This is a genomic window from Nocardia sp. CA-120079 (genome assembly GCF_050955745.1).
GTDB lineage: Bacteria > Actinomycetota > Actinomycetes > Mycobacteriales > Mycobacteriaceae > Nocardia.
The window spans coordinates 7,177,512-7,195,039 of sequence record NZ_CP192088.1; the positions used below are offsets into that span (position 1 = coordinate 7,177,512).

A 17,528-nucleotide genomic window follows, 5' to 3' on the forward strand; every position below is an offset into this window, starting at 1 on the left:
ATGTCAACATGGTCTTTGCTCATGACACTGAAGCGGCACTGGTTGCTGCGGTGGAGCTGGTGAATTCGGCGGAGGAGCCGGATACGTTGACCGAGATCGGCCAGCTCGACGAGTTTTTCGTCAAGCACGTCTACACCGGCGTGCACTCCGGCGACGCCGCCGAGCTCGCGGCGGTGCGCGCCTTGCGCACGCCGCTACGCAGCATGCTGACCAGCGATCGCGACACAACGGTGCGGCTGATCAACGAGACGCTGGCGAAGCATCGGGCCCTGCCGCAATTGGTCCGGCACGGCGATGTCGACTACCACATCCACGCGGTGCCCGCACAGGCTCCGCTACCCGTTCGCATCGCCGTCGAGACCGCTATGGCAATGATCGATCTGGTCCGCTCCGACGAGCTGAGTCGGCTGTCCCTGTGCGCCGACGAGGACTGCGCGGGTCTGGTTCTCGACCTGTCCCGCAATAGATCGCGCCGCTACTGCAGTACCGCATGTGGGAATCGCAACGCCGTCGCCGCTTATCGCGCCAGGAAGAAGTGAATCCCGGTCAGTGGAAGCGCTCTTTCAGGCGCGAGATGCTCGACGGCATCCGGGCGGCCGGACAATTCGAGCCCGAGGTCTCACCGCGGCAACTCCCTGGGGACTGTCCGGCTACTCCGGCGGCGCGGCCATCTCGGGGTGGGGCGGCCCAGTTGCAGCCGTCCCCAGTTTGGACCGACGATCACCATGCATTCACGGCGGCATCGGCCGAGAAGCAACGCAGCCAGTGCATGATGATCATCTCAATGATGGGTCTAGCTGTCGACGTGGACGTGGGGGCGGTCGGCGGGGTTCGGGACGGCGCGGCGGATGATTTCGCGGGTTACAGGGGCGACCTCGCCCTCGCCGACGAAGAGGAACTTCAGGAGGTTGACCAGCGGGTTGCCTTCGGTCCATTCGAAATACACGTGCGGTTCCAGGCCGGTGCGGTCGCGGATGGCGAGCAGGATGGCGGCGATGGAGTTGGGTATGGCGGTGGCTTCGACGCTGAGGATGCGGTAGCCCGCTAGGTCGAGTCCGGTGACGCGCAGGTCGGTGCTGAAGTCGGAGGCGTCGCGGACGATGACCTCGAGGAACAGGATCGGGGCGTCCACGGGGATGTGGCTCTCCAGGCGTTGGTCGGCTTCCTTCTCCCGGTACTCCTCGGGCCTGCGCTGATCGATGTCGTGGGTGACGATGCGGATCATGCCCTCGGCCGCGGCCTGGTCGATCATGCGGGCGGCGGTTTCGTCGAAAGTCACCTCGATGGCGCGCAGTTCGAAGGAGCGTCGGGCGCGCGAGACGAACGACATGACGATAATCGCCACGATGAACAGCGATGCCAGCTGCACACCCTCGGGACGCTCGAAGATATTGGTGATGGTGGTGTAGACGAAGACCGCCGATATCGCGCCGAAGCCGATCACCTTGTTGCGCTCGCCCTTCCGCGCGGCCGACAAGGTCACCGCGACCGCGGCGGAGGTGATGAGCACGAGCACACCGGTCGCATACGCACCGCCCTGGGCGTCGACATCGGCGTCGAAGTACCAGGTGATGCCGAAGGCGATGACCGCGAATACCAGCACCAGCGGCCGCACGGCCCGCGCCCACTCCGGCGCCATCCCATATCGAGGCAGGTAGCGCGGCACCAGATTCAGCAGTCCGGCCATGGCCGAGGCACCCGCGAACCAGAGGATCGCGATGGTGCTCACGTCGTACACGGTGCCGAACATATCGCCGAGGTATTTGTGCGCCAACCAGGCGAGTGCTCGACCGTTCGCGGACCCACCCGCTTCGAATTCCTGCTCCGGAATCAGGACGACCGTAATGAAACTCGTCACGATGAGGAAGGTGCTCATGATCAGTGCGGACGTGGTCAACAGCATGCGCGCACCCGCGATGCGAGCGACCGGGTTCTCCTCGGAATCCCCTGGCGCACCCTTGATTTGCGGCATGACGGCGACACCGGTCTCGAATCCGGACAAGCCGAGCGCCAGCTTCGGGAATACCAGCAGCGAGACGCCGATCATTGCCGCGACATTGCCGTGTTGGGCTGTCAACGCATGCGTCCAGTCGACGACCAGATCACCGGCGGTGAGTACGTGGTACAAACCGACCACGGCGACAACGACATTCAGCGAGAGGTACGCACCGACCAACGCGACCGCAATCTTGATGGCCTCGGCGAAGCCCTTCAGGAAGATCGCCGCGAGCAATGCCAGCAGAACCAGTGTGATGAGCAGATTGTGATTGTGCAGAGCCGCAGGCACATAAGGGTTTTCGACGATATGTGCGGCACCGTCGGCGGCCGAGAGCGTCATGGTGATGACGAAATCGGTTGCCGCGAAACCGAGCAGCACCAGAATGAAGATCTTGCCGGTCCAGCGTGGTAGGTGTTCGGTGAACATGGCCAGCGAACCGCCGCCGTGCGGGCTCTCCCGCGCCACCCGCCGATACACCGGTAGCGCACCGAACAGCGTCAGCGCGACCAGCACCAGCGTGGCCATCGGGGACAGCACACCGGCCGCGACCGCCGCGATACCCGGCTGATAGCCGAGGGTCGAGAAGTAGTCGACACCGGTCAGGCACATCACCTGCCACCATGACCGCTCGTGTTCGGCATCGCCCGGCTTGCGCATCGGACCCGCGTGCTGCGAATAGCGCTCATCGGTCGCGCCGTTTAGTAGCCAGGCCGAGAAGGGTGAGCGCGTGCGCCCGTCGGTTGTGGTCACGAAATTCCCTTGCGAGGTTTGTCCGGTGCTGTCGGATTGTCGCCGACCCGGGCAAATCTACGGGAAACGTCAGGCGGACAACGAAAGCATCACCACTCGGCGAAGGAACCGTCCTTGCGGTGCCAGATCGGGTTTCGCCAGCGGTGGCCCTGTTCAGCGGCGCGAGTCACCGCGGCTTCGTCGATCTCGATGCCGAGGCCGGGGCCTTGGAGCAGGTCGACATAGCCGTCGCGATAGGCGAAGACCGTCGGGTCGGCGAGGTAGTCGAGCAAGTCCGAGCCGGTGTTGTAGTGGATGCCGAGGCTTTGCTCCTGGATGAGCAGATTGGGGGTGGCGAAGCCGACCTGAAGGCTGGCGGCGAGGGCGATGGGACCGAGGGGACAGTGTGGGGCGAGGGCGATATCGCGGGCCTCGGCGAGAGCGGCGATGCGGCGCACCTCGGAGATCCCACCCGCGTGGGAGAGATCGGGTTGGACGACGGCGATGCCCTGATCGAGCACCGCATTGAAATCCCAACGCGAATAGAGCCGTTCACCGGTGGCGATGGGAATGCTTGTCGCGCGGGTGATCTCGCCGATCTGGCTGCTGCACTCCGGGACGAGCGGTTCCTCGACGAAGAACGGCAGAAACGGTTCCAGCAGCGGCAGCACCCGCCGCGCCATCGGAATGGACAGGCGGCCATGGAAATCGACGGCGATATCGAAATCGTCGCCGGTCGCCGCGCGCACCGCCGCGACTCGATCGACAATGCCCCGGGTGGCGCGCGGGGTATCGATCAGCTCCAATTCGGCGGAGCCGTTCATCTTGATCGCGGTGAAGCCCTGCTCTTTTCGCTCTACCGCCGCCCGCGCGACATCGTCGGGACGATCACCACCGATCCAGCTGTATACCCGGACACGATCGCGCACCGCACCGCCGAGCAACTGCCAAACCGGGACGCCCAGCGCCTTTCCGGTGATATCCCACAGCGCCTGATCGATGCCCGCGACCGCACTCGAAAGGATCGGTCCGCCCCGATAGAAGCCGCCCTTGGTGAGCACCTGCCAGTGCGCTTCGATGCTCATCGGGTCCTTGCCGACGAGGTAGTCGGCCAGTTCGTCGACCGCGGCGGCGACCGTGTGGGCGCGGCCCTCGAGTACCGGTTCACCCCAGCCGGTGATGCCCTCGTCGGTCTCGATCTTCAGGAAGCACCAGCGCGGCGCGACGAGGTAGGTGGTGAGTGCGGTGATCTTCACCGGGACTCCTTTCGCACGCTCCAGCCGCCGTCGACGACCAGGTTGGCACCGGTGATGAAGGATGCGTCGTCGGAGGCCAGGAAGGCGACCGCGGCGGCGACCTCCTCGGGCGCGCCCATCCGGTCCAGGGCGGTGGCCTGGGCGGATAGCCGTCGACCTGCCTCGTCGACGTCGTCCCAGACCGGCGTGAGAATCGGGCCGGGCAGCACGGCGTTGACCCGCACGTGGGAGCGCCCGTACTCGACGGCGAGTTGCCGGACCAGTGCGGTCAACCCGCCCTTGGCGGCGGCATAGACCGGGTATCCGGGCAATCCGAATTGGGCGTGCACGCTGGACACCGCGACCACATTGCCGCCGCGGCTGCGCAGATCGTCGATGAAGGTGCGCAGGCCGAGGAACAGCGGGGTCAGGTTGACCGCGAGGCCGTCATCCCATGCCTGCCTGCTCAATTCATGTGCCGGGATGGTGGCCTGCCGGGATGCGTTGCTGCACAGGAAGTCCAGCGGTCCGAACTGCTCGTTGACGCTGCTGCGTAGCTCGATCCAAGAATCCTCCGAAGACACATCACAGCGGATGAATTCGGCTCGATGACCGGCCGCACGGATCTTGGAGGCGACCTCGCGCCCACTCGCGTCGGCGATATCGGCGATGACGACCGCGGCGCCATCGGCGGCGAGCCGATGTGCGGTGGCCGCACCGATGCCGGATGCGCCCCCGGTGACGACCGCGACCCGGTCTGCCAGACGACTCATGCTGTTCCCCTCATCGGTTGATGTCGGCGCCGGTGAGCAGGCCGAGTTCGTGCCGGAACGGCAGACCAGCCCAATCACCGGGTACGGATACGGCGAATGCGCCGCAGGCGGCGGCCAATTGCAGGCTGTGCCTCGGGGACCCTTCGTCGAGCACGCCGGCGAGATAGCCCGCGACGAATGCGTCGCCCGCACCAACCGGGTCGATACTGCGAATCTCCACTGCAGGCTGCGGGATCAGCTCGCCGTTGTGCAGTGCGAGCGCGCCTTCGGCGCCGAGTTTGATCACGACTTGCGAAGGCCCCAGTGCGGCGAGCGATTCCGCCATCGCGACGGGAGTCGCGGCTGGTACCAGGATGGCCGCTTCGTCAGTACCGGCGAAGAGGATATCGGCACGCGACGCCAGCTTCGAAAGTTCCACGGCCGCATCCGATTCCGACCACAATGCGCGGCGGTAATTGATGTCGAGGGACACGATCGCCCCGGCGTCGACGGCGGCATCGAGTGCCGTGTGGACGGCGTCCCGGGCGGATGGGCTCAGTGCCGGGGTGATGCCGGTGAGATGCAGCACCCGTGCGGCGGCGATCCGGTCGGTGTCGATATCGGCGGGCGACAGTCGAGAGCCTGCGAAACCTCTGCGGTAGTAGCTAACTCGTATATGGTCCGCGGTTCGTCGCTCGCGCAGCATCAGACCGCTCGGCAGTTCTGGATCGATTCGGCACCTCGAGATGTCGACCTGTTCGGCGCGCAGCCGGTCGAGCACCATGGTGCCGACGGCATCGGCACCGACACTGCCCACCCACGCGCTCTCGTGCCCCAGCCTGCGGACACCGATGGCGACCGTCGCTTCCGCGCCCGCGAAATCCATCCGCATTTCCGCACCGGGAGCCAGCGGACCGGGCTCAGTTGCGGCAACGAGACCGAGCGCCTCGCCCAGAGTTACCAATCCGCCCGTCATCGCAGCGGCTTTCGCGCGTTGAGAATTCCGCCGAGCACGATCGGAGTCCAGGAGTCAACAGCACCTTTCGCAGGCGGCGCCTCATGACCGCACATCGGATCGCGCAAAGTGCCCGTCACAGCAACGCTTTTCGCGCGCAGAGCCGCTCCCTCAATCGGAGCACTCATAGCAACGCCATCTGCGCGCGCGACTTCGACAGCAATCGGATCACACGAAACCGCCCTCATAGCAACGCCTTCCGAACGGCAGACGCACGCACGCGCAGCGCATCCAAATCACCGCCGATGCACGCATCACCGACGAGCGGCGAGCCCATGCCGAGCGCCCTGGCACCCGCATCCAAATACGCTCTGGCGTCAGCAAGCCCGATGCCGCCCGTCGGCACCAGCGGGATCTCGTTCAACGGACCCCGAATCGCCTTCAGATAGCCGGGACCGCCGACCGAGGCCGGAAAGACCTTCACCATGGTCGCGCCCGCCTGCCACGCACTGTGGATCTCGGTGGGCGTGAACGCGCCGCAGATCACCGGGACACCCAGGCGGCGGCCCTCAGCGATCACCTCGGGGCATACCGTCGGGGTGATCAGATATGCCGCGCCCGCATCCACGGCTCGCGCGGCGTCGATGGCGGTGAGCACCGTGCCCGCACCGACCGGGTGGGCCGATCCGGCGCAATCGCGCAATGCGTCCAGCGCTCCCGGCGAGTTGAGCGTGAACTCCACGGCCGTGATGCCCGACTCGTGCAGTACGGCGGCCACTTCGGCGAACCGAGCGGCCGTCGGGGCGCGCAGGATCGCGATTACCGGCGGATCCAGGATCAGGCCGTGGTCGGTCATGGGTTGCTCACCAATCTCGCATCGGAGTAGGTATTCGTCGGAAGACCGGTCACACCCGGCCTACAGGTGAACAGCCGCCCGGCATCCGGATCGGCGGAACCTTCCGCGGCCGTGGTGATTACGAGGACATCCAGGTCCGCACCCGCGAAGGCGCAACTGGAGACCTGCGCCGGGCCGACATCGATCACCGCATGCGGCCGACCCGATGGATCGAATGCCCGGACCTGCCCGGCACCCCACACCGCGACCCAGACGAAACCCCGCGCGTCCACGGTCAACCCATCGGGCAGACCGTCCGGGAATTCCGCGAAGGTGCGCCCACCGCTGAAGGTGCCGGTGGCCGAGTCGTAGTCGAATGCCTCGACTCGATGGGTCGGGCTGTCCGCGTAGTACACAGTGGCACCGTCCGGGCTCCAGCCGAGTCCGTTGGAGATCGTCACCTGCTGCCGCACGGTGGTCAGCGTGCCATCGGGATCGAGTCGATAAAGTGCTGCGGTGCCTTGGATTTCGTCTTCCGACATGGTCCCGGCGAACAGTCGCCCCCACGGGTCTGCCTTGGCATCGTTCATGCGCCGCCGAACCCCGTCATCGGGCAGTGATAGCGCCGCGACCTCGGTCATTGTGCCGTCGGCGATATGCAGGAAGGTGTCGACGGCAGTCGCGATCAGCCCGCCCGATGCGCACGGCACCACCGCGCTGACCCGCTTCCCCACCGCCACGGTGGACCGCTGCACGAGGTCGCCGTCACGCAGTGTCGCGCGGTGGATACGGCCCGCCGGAATGTCCACCCACAGCACCTGATCGGTGCGGTCATCCCAGACCGGCCCCTCGCACAACCTGCCCGGCCTCGGCGAGCACCGCTCGGCTTTCAGTTCGATCATCATTGGCTCCTGACGGGTGCTAGGTCGGCAATCCGACCGCACGTTCCCCGCTGCGTCGCTGCTGAATAACAACCGCCGCCACCAGCAACGACCCTTGAGCGACGTTCTGCCAGAACGTATTCACACCAACGACGTTCAGCCCGTTGTCGAGCGCACCGAGCAGCACGACGGCCAGCAGCGTCCCGCCGATCGTGCCCTTACCGCCCTTCAGCGCACAACCGCCCAAAGCCGCCGCGGTAATCGCCTTCAGCTCGAGCCCCTCACTGCCCGAGACCGGCTGCCCGGAGCCGGTCCGCGCGGTCAGGATGATCCCGGCGATCGCCGCCACCGCACCCGCGAGCACGAACACCGCAATCAGGTACTTGTTGATATTGATGCCGGAAAGCCTTGCGGCCGTGTCATTTCCGCCGATGGCATAGATATTGCGGCCGATATCGGTGTACTTCAGCAGTACATGCATACCGATCGCGACCACCGCGAGAATGACCACCGGCACCGGCAGACCCAGGATCTTGCCGCGAGCGATGAAGATGAAGACATCGTCGCCCAGTACGAAACCCTGCGCCTTACCACCGGATATCAACTGCGCGACGCCCTTGAACGCCGCCAGGGTGGCCAGTGTCGCGATCACCGGATTGACGCGTCCGTAGACGATGATCAGCCCGTTTATCGCCCCGAGCACCAGCCCGACACCGATCGCGGCCAGAATGCCCAACCAGGCATTGCCCGAGGTCGCGGTGAAGGCCATCGCGCTGATCACCGAGGCGACTCCGGCCTGCGAGCCGACCGAAATATCGAGTGCACCACAGATGATCACGACCGTCTGGACCACGGCGAGCAGTCCGAAAACCGTTACCGCTTCGCCGATTCCGGCCAGATTCGCCGGATCGAGATAGCCGTCGTTGAGCCAGGCGAAGATCGCGACGATCACCACCAGTGCGCCGATGAGGCTGAGGTTGCCGGTGCCGATCGCCTGCACCAGACGACGGGCGGCTGCGCCGGGAGCCAACACCGAGGGCGCGGCGGTCTTCACCGGAATCGAAAGTTGTTGGTCTGTCATGTGTTTCCTCGCGATGTATGCGACAGGTCGGCGGCCATCGCCAGCGCGAGAATCGCCTCCTCGCTGGCCTCTTCGCGGTCCAGTTCGCCGGTGACCCGGCCGTGCTGCATGACCACGATCCGGTCGGCCAGGCCGAGCACTTCGGGCAGCTCCGAGGAGATCACCAGCACCGCGACACCGGATTCGGCCAGTTCCTCTATGATGTGGTAAATCTCGATTTTGGCGCCGACATCGACGCCACGGGTGGGCTCATCCAGGATGAGCACCTTGGGTTTGCGGGCGAGCCAGCGCGCCAGCACCACCTTCTGCTGATTGCCGCCGGAGAGCTTGCGCACCTCTTGCTCGATGGAAGGTGTTCGCACCCGCAGTGATTCGACGTACTGACGAGCGAGCCGCCGCTCCTCACCGCCCCGGACGAACCGCAGCCGTCGTAAACGGTCGAGCATCGCGAGCGAAATATTGTCACGCACACCGCGATGCAGCAGCAGGGCTTGCGCCTTGCGCTCCTCGGGCGCGTACCCCATCCCGGCCCGCACCGCGTCCCGCGGTTGCCGCAGACGCAGTTTCTTGCCGTCCACCCGCACCTCGCCGGAGCGGATAGGCAGATCACCGGCCAGCGCACCGGCCAGTTCCGAGCGACCCGCACCGACCAGCCCGGCCAGCGCCACCACCTCACCGGCGCGCACCTGCAGACTCACCTCCGTTACGTCGTCGGTGGTCACCGCATCCGCGTCGAGCACCACCCGGCCCGGCGTATTGTGCTTGCGCGCGAACAACGTCGACAGATCCCGGCCGACCATCATCCGGACGATCTCGCGATCGGTGGTGTCCGCGGTCGCGCGCTCACCGACGAGCGCGCCATCGCGCAGCACCGCGACCCGATCGGCCAGCCGGAAGATCTCCCGCATCCGATGCGACACATAGATCACCGCGAGGCCCTGCTCGCGCAATCGACCGATCAGCGCGAACAGCGATTCGGTCTCATGGTCCGACAGCGACGAGGTCGGCTCGTCGAAGGCGATCACCTTGGCATCGGTGGTCAACGCGCGCATGATCTCCACCAATTGTCGTTGCGCCGCAGTGAGTTTCGATCCGATGGTGGCCGGGTCGAGGTCACGGTCGAAGCCGAGTCGGGTGAGGTCGGCGCGCATCCGTTCGCGCAGGGCGGCCCGATCGAGCAGTCGACCCGAGCGCCGCGGCAGCGATCCGAGATAGACGTTCTCGGCGACGGAAACGTGCGGCACGATCTCCGGCTCCTGGCCGATCACCCGGATTCCGGCCGCCCGCGCGTCGGCGGGGGTGGCCAGCTCGAGTCGCACACCATCCAACTCGAGCCGGCCACCGTCCGGGCGGTGATCGCCACCGAGGATGCGGATCAGGGTGGACTTACCCGCTCCGTTCTCACCCATCAGGGCGGTCACCGCGCCAGCGGGAAAATCCAGGCTCACTTCGCGCAGGGCCGGCACCCCGGCGAAGCTCTTGCTCAGCCCGGATACCCGCAGTCCGGTCAGCTGCATGTGACGCCCGCCTGCTGCCAGTTGGTCGAGTCGACCATCTTGGTCGGCGCGTAGGCTTCGGGCGGCATCTGCTTGCCGTTCTTCAGGTAGTCATAGATCGTCTGAACCGACAGTGCGCCAACGTCTTTGCCATTGATGAACAGTGCCGCCTTGAAGCCGGTCGGCTTGCCGCCGCGCCATTCCTTGCAGGCCAGGTAGGCGCCGAGGCCGACACCGAGCACATTGTCGGCGGAGTATCCGGCGTTCTGGATCGCCGCGACGCCGCCGCTGACGTTCTCGTCGTTGCAGCCCATGACAATCCAGTTCTTCACCGACCGATTGCCCGACACCGTCGCCGAGATCTTGTTCTGCGCGTCCGACGGAGTGTTGTCGGTGCCGACCTCGATCACCTTGACGTCCACACCGGCGGCATCCTTGAATGCCTTCTGGTTGGCCTTGACCCGGTCGGTGCACACGGTCACGTCCTGTTTCCAGGCGTCGATGATCGCGGTCTCCTCCGGCTTCCACCCGGCCTTCTTGAAGTCCTGACCGGCACGGGTGCCGACCTCGGTGCCCATCTGAGTGCCGCTGAAGCCGACCCGTGGCACCAGATTGTCCTTCGCGCAGGACGAGGGATCCGGCCCGTTCGTGCAGACCTGGTCATCGGAGGTCAGCAGCGCGACACCACCGGCCTTCGCGAGTTGGGCGACCTGCGGACCGACCGAAGGATCGGGCACCACGACGATCACACCGCCGGCCTTCTGGTTCACCGCGTTCTGCACCTCGGTGACCGCCTTGTTCGCGTCATTGCCGAGGTTCACGACCTTCAGATCGATGCCCAGTTCCTTGGCCTTGGCCTTCGCGCCTTCGGCCTCGCCGATGAAGTACTCCTGATCACCCTGCTTCTGGGCGTACACCAGGCTGATCGCGCCGGTGGCGTGCTGCGGTCCGGTCGCCTGCGAATCGTCTTTGCCCGATGAACAGGCCGACGCGGCCAGTGCGAGCGATACCCCGCAGAAAACGGCTCTGGTCCAACGGCTTCGGCGGGTCCAGGACATGAGGTGCTCCTCTGATGCTGCGCCGGGCACTCGGCGTCTTGTAGTGACCTGGGTTACAGTAGGACTTCGGCTAACCGTTGTAAATAGTGTTGTCAGAACTGCTCGGGTAGCGTCTGCGAATATCAATCGGAAGGAGATGGCCCGACCGTGTACCAGCTGACCGCGCGCGACATCCGACGCCGGAATCGGTTCTATGTACTGCAGGCGGTCTATGCCGCTGCGGGCCACACCAGCCGTCAGGAGATCGCCCGCGCCACCGGGCTCTCGTTCGCGACGGTGGGCAATTTGCTCGCCGAACTACTCGATGTGGGGGTGCTCGTCGAACTCGGCTACGACGCGCCCGGCATCGGGCGGCCGCGTGCGCAGTTGGCGATCAATCCGGCGCGCGGCACCCTGGTCGGGGTCGATATCGCCGAAACCAGTATTCATTTCGACCTTTTCGACCTGGCGATGACGGTGCTGCGGTCGGTGGAGATTCCGGTCGATCCCGCGGCCACCCGGCCCGAGGATGTCACCGAGCTGATCGTTCGCGGCATCGGCGAGCTGACCGCAGACGATGCGGAGCGAGTACTCGGGGTCGGATTGAGCGTGCCGGGACTGGTGGAACCCGAGGGCGGCGTTTCGGTGTTCTCGCCGTACTGGGACTGGCACGACGTGTCGTTGAAATCGCTGCTGCAACCGCGGGTGCCCCATCCGCTGTATCTCGACAATCCGCTGAAAGCCAGTACGGCAGCGCATCTTTGGTTCGGCGCGGGGCGGGATGTGGACGATCTGATCGTCGTCACACTGCGCGCCGGAGTCGGCATCGGCGTCGTCATCGATGGCGCGCTCTATCGCGGCGTCACCAATAGTGCGGGCGAATGGGGCCACACCAACCTCGTCATCGACGGACGCGAATGCCGATGCGGGCGGCACGGCTGCGTCGAGGCCTATGTGAGCGCGCGCGGCATCGTGCAGACCCTGCGCGAAATCGCCCCGGACAGCCCGCTACTCGCGGCCGACGATGCCACCACCATCGCGGCCATAGGCGCCGCCGACGACCCCATCGCGAGCGAGGTCATCGAAAAGACCGGCAATTACCTCGGTGTCGCCGTCGCGAACCTGGTGAACCTCTTCAACCCCCGCACCATGGTCTTCGGCGACCTCGTCGCGAACGTGCTCGGCGACCGCCTCCTCGACGCAACCCGCCGCGTAGCCGCCCACCACGCCATGTCCGACCCCTTCGCCGCGGTAACCCTGCAACTGTGCACCCTCCCCCACAACCCCGTCAGCCTCGGCGCCGCCACCTTCGCCCTCGAAGGCTTCCTCGCCGACCGCGAAACCTTCGGCTCGATAGCCGCCCGCCGCGCCATCCGCTCCACCACCTAGCTCGTTGGCGCGAGTTCGCGGCGATCCTGGTGGAGCGCCGCGAAGCGGCCCGCCGACGTCGAGGCATGGTGACTATGGCGTAATGCCGTCGAATTGCATGACCCAGTAAGGGTTGTTCGTGGTGGTGTTCCATTGTGAGACATACAGAGTCACGTCGGTAGGCGAGGCGGAGCGGGGGTGGATGTATCCGCCGTAGAGCTGGGGGAAGGAGCGGACCCAGAACTGCCACCATGGCACGGCACCCTGGATCTGCGCTCTCGGGGCGGTCCACACCCGGTCGATTGCCGGTGCGGTACGGGTGGAAATGCAGTAGCCGCCGACGTCGAAGTAGGACATGACCCACGTTCCGGCAATGTTTTTCACACTCAACTCCCCGATGGGCCCCGCCCCGGCGAACAACGGGGTTGGTGTCGGGTTGCCCCACTGCCAGGTCGAGCCGTTGTAGCCCCAATACTCGTAGTCGGCGCGGGCGGCGATCCGCCGCCACGGCACGCGCATCAGGATCGGTCCGTTCCGATTGTGGATGCGCCCCCATTCCTTGGATACGACATACAGGTAGCCGTCGCCGTTGTTGTTCCCGACGCCTGCGAAGGACTGCATCATGAACGGGCTCCAGCCTGCGTAACCGTCACTGCCGTCGTTGGGCCACACGGTCGCGTAATCCGTCCACGTGGCGGCGTCGTCGTCGGAGTACGCGAGGCCGCAGAACAGCGCCCCGTACCGGTCGTTGGAGGCCTTCCAGTCGTGAACGCTGGTGTAGGTCAACCATGTTCGCCCGTTCGGGTCGACGAAGGCGTCATTGGGAATCCGGGTGACCTCGAACCCGTAGCCATTGTCGGCGTCGTGGGTGTAGGTGAGGGCCTGTCTTGCCTGCGCCCCGCCGGGGGTTGCGGTGAAGGTGGTGGTGGCATCCGGAAGGTTGGGGCTGAACAGCAGGATCGGCGAGCCCAGCCACGTGCCGGAGCCTTGGCTGTCACCTGTGAAAGTGTCGCCGAAGACGAATCCGGCCCGGCCCGGCTGGAAATGGCTCCGGTCATATGGGATCCCGAGGTCGGCGCCACCCACCCCGAACTGCTTCGCCGTACTTCCGGCGTACCCGGTGATCGCGGTGCCCCAATGGTTCGACATAGGTTCTCGATTCGGGCTCAGGCGGCAGCGGCGAGGACGAATCGGGTCCATGCCGCGGCTCGGTTGGCGTTCTCGGTCCAGACCTGCCGGGTGGTGAGGTCGATGGCGTAGACACAGCCCTCGCGGGCCCCGCCGTCGAAGGTGGCGAACCAGGCGGTCGGTCCGGCTTGCGGTGCGCCGCAGGCTGGTCCGGCGGCGAATGTCCCTTCCGGGAACGTGATCTCGGCGACGGTGGCAGCGGTGAGGGCAGCCAGGGTGCCGCCCGCAGCGGCGGCGGTCGCCGCCGCCTGTACCTGTGGCACGCAATCGGTGATCACGAAAAAGCGGCCGTTCGTGCTGGCGATGGTCGGCATGCGAATACTCCCTCGAGGGACTATCGGATGGGTGGCTGGAAACCGTCGATATCGAGCTTCTGTCCGATTGCCGCGATCGCGTCGACGAGGGACCAGCCGCCGAGTTGCGGCCAGCCGCTGCCTTGTACACCCCGCAGCTGAATCCACTCGTCGCGGATGCGGCCGTCGAGGTCACGCGGCAGCGGGACCTGGGTCGGGCCGGGCGGCGGCCCGAACCCGGGCAGCCCGAGAGTCTGTCCCACGGTGGCGACACCGTCGACGAGGGTGTGACCGGCCAACTGCGGCCAGCCGTTGCCGCCGATACCCATGAATTGAATCCACATATCGGTCACCGGATCCGGCGCGACGACGCCGACGCCGACCTGGTTGGCGAAGTCCTCCGGCGAGAATCCGTCAGCGGAGTTCATATCGCAGTTCCCGAACGGCGAGGCGCCCTCGGGCAGGCCGCCGCCATATCCCTGGCCGTCGGTGTACTGATGTGCGATCTGACCGGGCAGATCGGGGTTGCTGCCGTAGCCGGCGCCGATCATATTGAGCCCATCCGGGCGCACCGGCCACATGCTGTCGAAATCAGGCCGGTTCGCATAACCGATGACCCGGCGGGTGGAGCCCAGCCAGTCGGCCAGTCGCCAATAGGCGCGGTTGATACCGTCGGACTGGTCCCCGCCGGGATTGCCACCCGATTCCACATCGATCATGGAGATCATCTTCGGATGCGGACCGCCCGCCTGGCCGACCATGTTCCGGTGGGTGTCCACGGTGTCGAGCCAGTTCGGCCGCCAATAGAAATAGACGATGAAGCAGGCTATTCGCCCAGTGTCGGCGGCTCGAGCAGCCCAGGCATAGTTGGTGTAGAAGTTGTGGTCCCGGTAGGTCCCATCGTTGGAACGGCACGAAAAGATCTGATACGGATAGGAATCATCGACCGGAACTTGGAACTCGGACACATCGGCGAAAAGGGAATCAACCATAATCCCCTCCAAGAGGTCGACCGGCCCTCGAGCGGACCGGATTTCGGATGGTTGCTACCAATTCTCCAGCGCCGCGGCCTGGCACGTCATCGATAGTGCACTTCTCGTGACCACGTCGTAATCGGTGACGCCGCAACGCAACCCGTCGCCGCTCGCGCTACTGGCCCCCGTCGCCCGCCACCACGGCGCGGACCCGCAGCTGCGTCGTAGTCATCTGCCCGTTACCGCACGCTGTCGCAGCGCGCTCGAGATATGCCGATGCGGTGTTGTCGGGCGGGTAGATCCGCAGCCCCGGCACCGCCACCGGCTGACATTGTTCAGGTGGAATGTTGTGCACGTTGACCGCGAATACGAGCGCCGACGCCTGGCCGCCGGGAGCCAACTGGATCGGACCGGATGAGGTGCCCTCGCGGGCGGCGGGCGCACCGACCGCTGCGCTATCGGGACCGGCGGCATAGGAGACACCCGGGAAACCTTCGAGTACACACGGACCGGACCCGTTGTTGGTGAACACGATCGGGAAGGCGACAGTTCCGGCAGCCGCGGATTCCGGTCCGAGACCGGCCGCCAGATCGGATGTTCGACATTGCGGTGCAACAGGGTTCGAATCGCGCGCCGGCACCGGGGCGGCTGACGATCCCGAAACCACATCCAGCGCCGGGCCCGCGCTGTTGCTCGCCGTATCCGGTGCCGAGGGTTGGGAACCGCAACCGCTGACGGTCGCGGCCGTAGCCGCAGTGAGCAGCCACCACGCCATCCGCCATCTCCTCACAACAACTCACGGTACTCCGCGAGCAGGCCGATGTGCAGCGGAAACGCAATCACCACAACCGGATACGCCACGAACGAAGACCCCGCCCGGGGTGAGGAACCGGGCGGGGTCGGGTGTCCCCCAACGAACGCCGTTGGGATCTTCTTCGCTATCTACTTCGCCGGCGGGAACGGCGGCTGGTTGATAGTGGAGAAGTACTGGATGGCCGCGCCGATGGCGACCGGGGCGGTGATGAAGATCTGACCGACCAGGGTGCCGAGAGCGCCGACCGCGACGATGCCACCGAGGCAACCGATAGCAGCGGCCGGGATGAACGCGCCGAAGAGGCCGATGATGGCGGCCGAGGCGACCGTCGCGCCGGCGATGCCGCCGAGGACACAGCCGATGGCGCCGCCGCTGAGGCCGCCGACCAGGGTGCCGAGGGTGGCGCCCATGGTGATGGTGCTGGTCATGCGGGACCAGGCGGCTTGCTCACGGTCGTATTCGTTCTTCCACGGCGCCTTGTCCTCGAACGGCAGCGCGACCGGCTTGTAGGCCGCGTGCGCGATGTCGAACTGCGGGGTGAGGGTGGCGGAGTGGTCGGCGATATCGGCCACGATCGGGAATTCGAAGTCGTCGACGCGGAACTTCAGCGGCATGCCGGTGAGCACGGTGCCGTTGCTCGCCTTGATCTTGAAGACGTTGTCCTCGATGACCATGGAGCCGCCATCGGTCTTGACAATGGACTGGGTGTCGGTGGCGGAGGCCGTGAATCCGACCGCTTCGTCACCGTCGGTCTGGGCGCCGGCGGTACCGGCGGCGATGCCGACTGCGGCGACCAATCCGGCGGCCACCGCAACGATTTTCCTCATCCTTACTTCTTTCCTCTCGATTTTTCGGGGAGGTCGGGCGCGCGAGCGCGCCGCATGCCGGTCGCCGATAGCGCCGACAGCTCAGGGTTCGCCGGTCACAGGTCCAGGACGAGCACGTCGGATCTGGCCCGCGAAACGCACAGCATCATGGTGTTGCCGCAGGCCTGCTCTTCGGTGGTGAGCACCGAATCGCGGTGGTCGATTTCGCCTGCGAGCACGGCGGTTTCGCAACTGCCGCAGGTGCCTTCGCGACAGGAGGTGATGATGCCGATACCGGCGGCGTCGAGCACATCGGCAATGGACTCGTCCGCACCGATGTGGAAAGTAGTTCCACTGCTTGCCAATTGGACCTGAAAGGAGCCCCGCGGCGTGGTAACCGTGCGCGGCACGAAACGTTCTACGAAAACAGCCGAATCGCGCAGAGCCCCTTCGGTTTCCACGGCCACGAGCAGTGGTTCGGGTCCGCAGCAGTAGATCGCGGAATCAGAGCGTTCGGCGAGAATGTCGGCGATCGGGAGCAGTCCGTGCTCGTCCTGCGGCAGCAGTCGTGCGCGCGGGTGGCGAACGATCTCCTCGGCGAAGGCCATATGCGCCAGGGTCCGTCCGCCGTAGTACAGCTCCCACTCGGCGCCGGCGGCCTGCGCGGCGGCCACCATCGGCATGATCGGAGTGATTCCGATACCACCCGCGATGAACACGTAACTTGCCCGCTCGACGAGCTCGAAATTGTTGCGGGGAGCCGAAATACGCAACTCCGAGTCCACCAGCGCCGTCCGGTACAGATATTCCGAACCCCCGCGCCCGTCGGGCTCGCGCAGTATCGCGATCCGCCAGTGCAGCCGATCCGCCGGATCACCGCAGAGCGAGTACTGCCGCACCCCCGCGACGCCGACCGCCACGTCGATATGCGCGCCCGGCTCCCACGACGGCAGCCGACCGCCCGCAACCGGGGTCAGCTCGAGCGAGAACACGCCCTCGGCCTCGTCACGGCGGGCCGACACCCGTACCGGAATGTCCGTCATCTGGTCCCCTCGGCTATCTCGTCTTCGCGACTACCGTCGCCG

Annotated in this window: 17 protein-coding genes; 2 read left to right on the forward strand and 15 right to left on the reverse strand. The window is 65.9% G+C overall.

All coding sequences use genetic code 11. From position 1 onward, the window contains the following. Nucleotides 1–8 precede the first annotated feature (8 nt). A complete protein-coding gene (locus tag ACQPYR_RS33275) occupies nucleotides 9–539 on the forward strand; it encodes a CGNR zinc finger domain-containing protein (RefSeq protein WP_433622807.1) in 531 nt (176 codons plus the stop codon). 254 nt (nucleotides 540–793) lie between these two features. Here the strand turns inward: ACQPYR_RS33275 and ACQPYR_RS33280 are convergent, their stop codons facing one another. The 9 genes from ACQPYR_RS33280 to ACQPYR_RS33320 all read right to left on the reverse strand — a co-directional run bounded on the left by ACQPYR_RS33280 (nucleotide 794) and on the right by ACQPYR_RS33320 (nucleotide 11,021). Continuing rightward, nucleotides 794–2,656: an amino acid transporter gene (locus ACQPYR_RS33280; protein ID WP_433635313.1), complete on the reverse strand. Its 1,863-nt coding sequence runs from the start codon at nucleotides 2,654–2,656 to the stop codon at nucleotides 794–796. A gap of 182 nt (nucleotides 2,657–2,838) precedes the next feature. After that, on the reverse strand, nucleotides 2,839–3,984 hold the full coding sequence (gene dgoD / locus ACQPYR_RS33285) for a galactonate dehydratase (protein WP_433622808.1): 1,146 nt from the start codon (nucleotides 3,982–3,984) through the stop codon (nucleotides 2,839–2,841). After that, entirely contained in the window at nucleotides 3,981–4,736 is a 756-nt protein-coding gene (locus ACQPYR_RS33290) for an SDR family NAD(P)-dependent oxidoreductase (RefSeq protein WP_433622809.1), read from the reverse strand. The genes dgoD and ACQPYR_RS33290 overlap by 4 nt, the downstream gene beginning before the upstream one ends. Nucleotides 4,737–4,746: 10 nt before the next feature. After that, nucleotides 4,747–5,691 carry a sugar kinase gene (locus ACQPYR_RS33295; protein WP_433622810.1) on the reverse strand — a complete coding sequence of 315 codons (945 nt, stop codon included), beginning with the start codon at nucleotides 5,689–5,691 and terminating at the stop codon, nucleotides 4,747–4,749. A gap of 223 nt (nucleotides 5,692–5,914) precedes the next feature. Further along, the gene (locus ACQPYR_RS33300; protein WP_433622811.1) at nucleotides 5,915–6,526 is read right to left on the reverse strand and encodes a bifunctional 4-hydroxy-2-oxoglutarate aldolase/2-dehydro-3-deoxy-phosphogluconate aldolase; all 612 of its coding nucleotides are present in this window, start codon (nucleotides 6,524–6,526) and stop codon (nucleotides 5,915–5,917) included. Continuing rightward, entirely contained in the window at nucleotides 6,523–7,410 is an 888-nt protein-coding gene (locus ACQPYR_RS33305) for an SMP-30/gluconolactonase/LRE family protein (protein WP_433622812.1), read from the reverse strand. The genes ACQPYR_RS33300 and ACQPYR_RS33305 overlap by 4 nt, the downstream gene beginning before the upstream one ends. A 16-nt stretch (nucleotides 7,411–7,426) precedes the next feature. Next, nucleotides 7,427–8,467, reverse strand: coding sequence for an ABC transporter permease (locus ACQPYR_RS33310; RefSeq protein ID WP_433622813.1), 1,041 nt, complete (start codon nucleotides 8,465–8,467; stop codon nucleotides 7,427–7,429). Beyond that, nucleotides 8,464–9,984, reverse strand: coding sequence for a sugar ABC transporter ATP-binding protein (locus ACQPYR_RS33315; protein ID WP_433622814.1), 1,521 nt, complete (start codon nucleotides 9,982–9,984; stop codon nucleotides 8,464–8,466). The genes ACQPYR_RS33310 and ACQPYR_RS33315 overlap by 4 nt, the downstream gene beginning before the upstream one ends. Next, nucleotides 9,975–11,021 carry a substrate-binding domain-containing protein gene (locus tag ACQPYR_RS33320; RefSeq protein ID WP_433622815.1) on the reverse strand — a complete coding sequence of 349 codons (1,047 nt, stop codon included), beginning with the start codon at nucleotides 11,019–11,021 and terminating at the stop codon, nucleotides 9,975–9,977. The genes ACQPYR_RS33315 and ACQPYR_RS33320 overlap by 10 nt, the downstream gene beginning before the upstream one ends. A 147-nt stretch (nucleotides 11,022–11,168) precedes the next feature. On the opposite strand from ACQPYR_RS33320, the gene ACQPYR_RS33325 reads away from it, so the two are divergent. Next, nucleotides 11,169–12,389: an ROK family protein gene (locus tag ACQPYR_RS33325; RefSeq protein WP_433622816.1), complete on the forward strand. Its 1,221-nt coding sequence runs from the start codon at nucleotides 11,169–11,171 to the stop codon at nucleotides 12,387–12,389. Between the two features lie 72 nt (nucleotides 12,390–12,461). Here ACQPYR_RS33325 and ACQPYR_RS33330 read toward each other — a convergent pair whose 3' ends face one another. The 6 genes from ACQPYR_RS33330 to ACQPYR_RS33355 all read right to left on the reverse strand — a co-directional run bounded on the left by ACQPYR_RS33330 (nucleotide 12,462) and on the right by ACQPYR_RS33355 (nucleotide 17,486). Further along, complete coding sequence (locus ACQPYR_RS33330) at nucleotides 12,462–13,517, reverse strand: DUF4185 domain-containing protein (protein WP_433622817.1); 1,056 nt, start codon at nucleotides 13,515–13,517, stop codon at nucleotides 12,462–12,464. Nucleotides 13,518–13,534: 17 nt separating this feature from the next. After that, nucleotides 13,535–13,870, reverse strand: coding sequence for a hypothetical protein (locus ACQPYR_RS33335; protein WP_433622818.1), 336 nt, complete (start codon nucleotides 13,868–13,870; stop codon nucleotides 13,535–13,537). A 20-nt stretch (nucleotides 13,871–13,890) separates the two neighbouring features. Beyond that, on the reverse strand, nucleotides 13,891–14,841 hold the full coding sequence (locus tag ACQPYR_RS33340; RefSeq protein ID WP_433622819.1) for a hypothetical protein: 951 nt from the start codon (nucleotides 14,839–14,841) through the stop codon (nucleotides 13,891–13,893). A 157-nt stretch (nucleotides 14,842–14,998) separates the two neighbouring features. Beyond that, nucleotides 14,999–15,598, reverse strand: coding sequence for a DUF4232 domain-containing protein (locus ACQPYR_RS33345; RefSeq protein ID WP_433622820.1), 600 nt, complete (start codon nucleotides 15,596–15,598; stop codon nucleotides 14,999–15,001). Nucleotides 15,599–15,765: 167 nt separating this feature from the next. After that, nucleotides 15,766–16,464 (reverse strand): hypothetical protein, encoded by a 699-nt coding sequence (locus tag ACQPYR_RS33350; RefSeq protein WP_433622821.1) that lies wholly within the window; start codon nucleotides 16,462–16,464, stop codon nucleotides 15,766–15,768. Between the two features lie 95 nt (nucleotides 16,465–16,559). Then, nucleotides 16,560–17,486, reverse strand: coding sequence for a PDR/VanB family oxidoreductase (locus ACQPYR_RS33355; RefSeq protein WP_433622822.1), 927 nt, complete (start codon nucleotides 17,484–17,486; stop codon nucleotides 16,560–16,562). Between the last annotated feature and the right edge of the window lie 42 nt (nucleotides 17,487–17,528).

Bases quoted from the DNA above. Each gene is read 5' to 3' on its own strand.
- ACQPYR_RS33275 (WP_433622807.1), top strand. From the start codon at position 9: ATGGTCTTTGCTCATGACACTGAAGCGGCACTGGTTGCTGCGGTGGAG.
- ACQPYR_RS33280 (WP_433635313.1), bottom strand. From the start codon at position 2,656: ATGCGCAAGCCGGGCGATGCCGAACACGAGCGGTCATGGTGGCAGGTG.
- ACQPYR_RS33290 (WP_433622809.1), bottom strand. From the start codon at position 4,736: ATGAGTCGTCTGGCAGACCGGGTCGCGGTCGTCACCGGGGGCGCATCC.
- ACQPYR_RS33295 (WP_433622810.1), bottom strand. From the start codon at position 5,691: ATGACGGGCGGATTGGTAACTCTGGGCGAGGCGCTCGGTCTCGTTGCC.
- ACQPYR_RS33300 (WP_433622811.1), bottom strand. From the start codon at position 6,526: ATGACCGACCACGGCCTGATCCTGGATCCGCCGGTAATCGCGATCCTG.
- ACQPYR_RS33305 (WP_433622812.1), bottom strand. From the start codon at position 7,410: ATGATGATCGAACTGAAAGCCGAGCGGTGCTCGCCGAGGCCGGGCAGG.
- ACQPYR_RS33310 (WP_433622813.1), bottom strand. From the start codon at position 8,467: ATGACAGACCAACAACTTTCGATTCCGGTGAAGACCGCCGCGCCCTCG.
- ACQPYR_RS33315 (WP_433622814.1), bottom strand. From the start codon at position 9,984: ATGCAGCTGACCGGACTGCGGGTATCCGGGCTGAGCAAGAGCTTCGCC.
- ACQPYR_RS33320 (WP_433622815.1), bottom strand. From the start codon at position 11,021: ATGTCCTGGACCCGCCGAAGCCGTTGGACCAGAGCCGTTTTCTGCGGG.
- ACQPYR_RS33330 (WP_433622817.1), bottom strand. From the start codon at position 13,517: ATGTCGAACCATTGGGGCACCGCGATCACCGGGTACGCCGGAAGTACG.
- ACQPYR_RS33335 (WP_433622818.1), bottom strand. From the start codon at position 13,870: ATGCCGACCATCGCCAGCACGAACGGCCGCTTTTTCGTGATCACCGAT.
- ACQPYR_RS33340 (WP_433622819.1), bottom strand. From the start codon at position 14,841: ATGGTTGATTCCCTTTTCGCCGATGTGTCCGAGTTCCAAGTTCCGGTC.
- ACQPYR_RS33345 (WP_433622820.1), bottom strand. From the start codon at position 15,598: ATGGCGTGGTGGCTGCTCACTGCGGCTACGGCCGCGACCGTCAGCGGT.
- ACQPYR_RS33350 (WP_433622821.1), bottom strand. From the start codon at position 16,464: ATGAGGAAAATCGTTGCGGTGGCCGCCGGATTGGTCGCCGCAGTCGGC.
- ACQPYR_RS33355 (WP_433622822.1), bottom strand. From the start codon at position 17,486: ATGACGGACATTCCGGTACGGGTGTCGGCCCGCCGTGACGAGGCCGAG.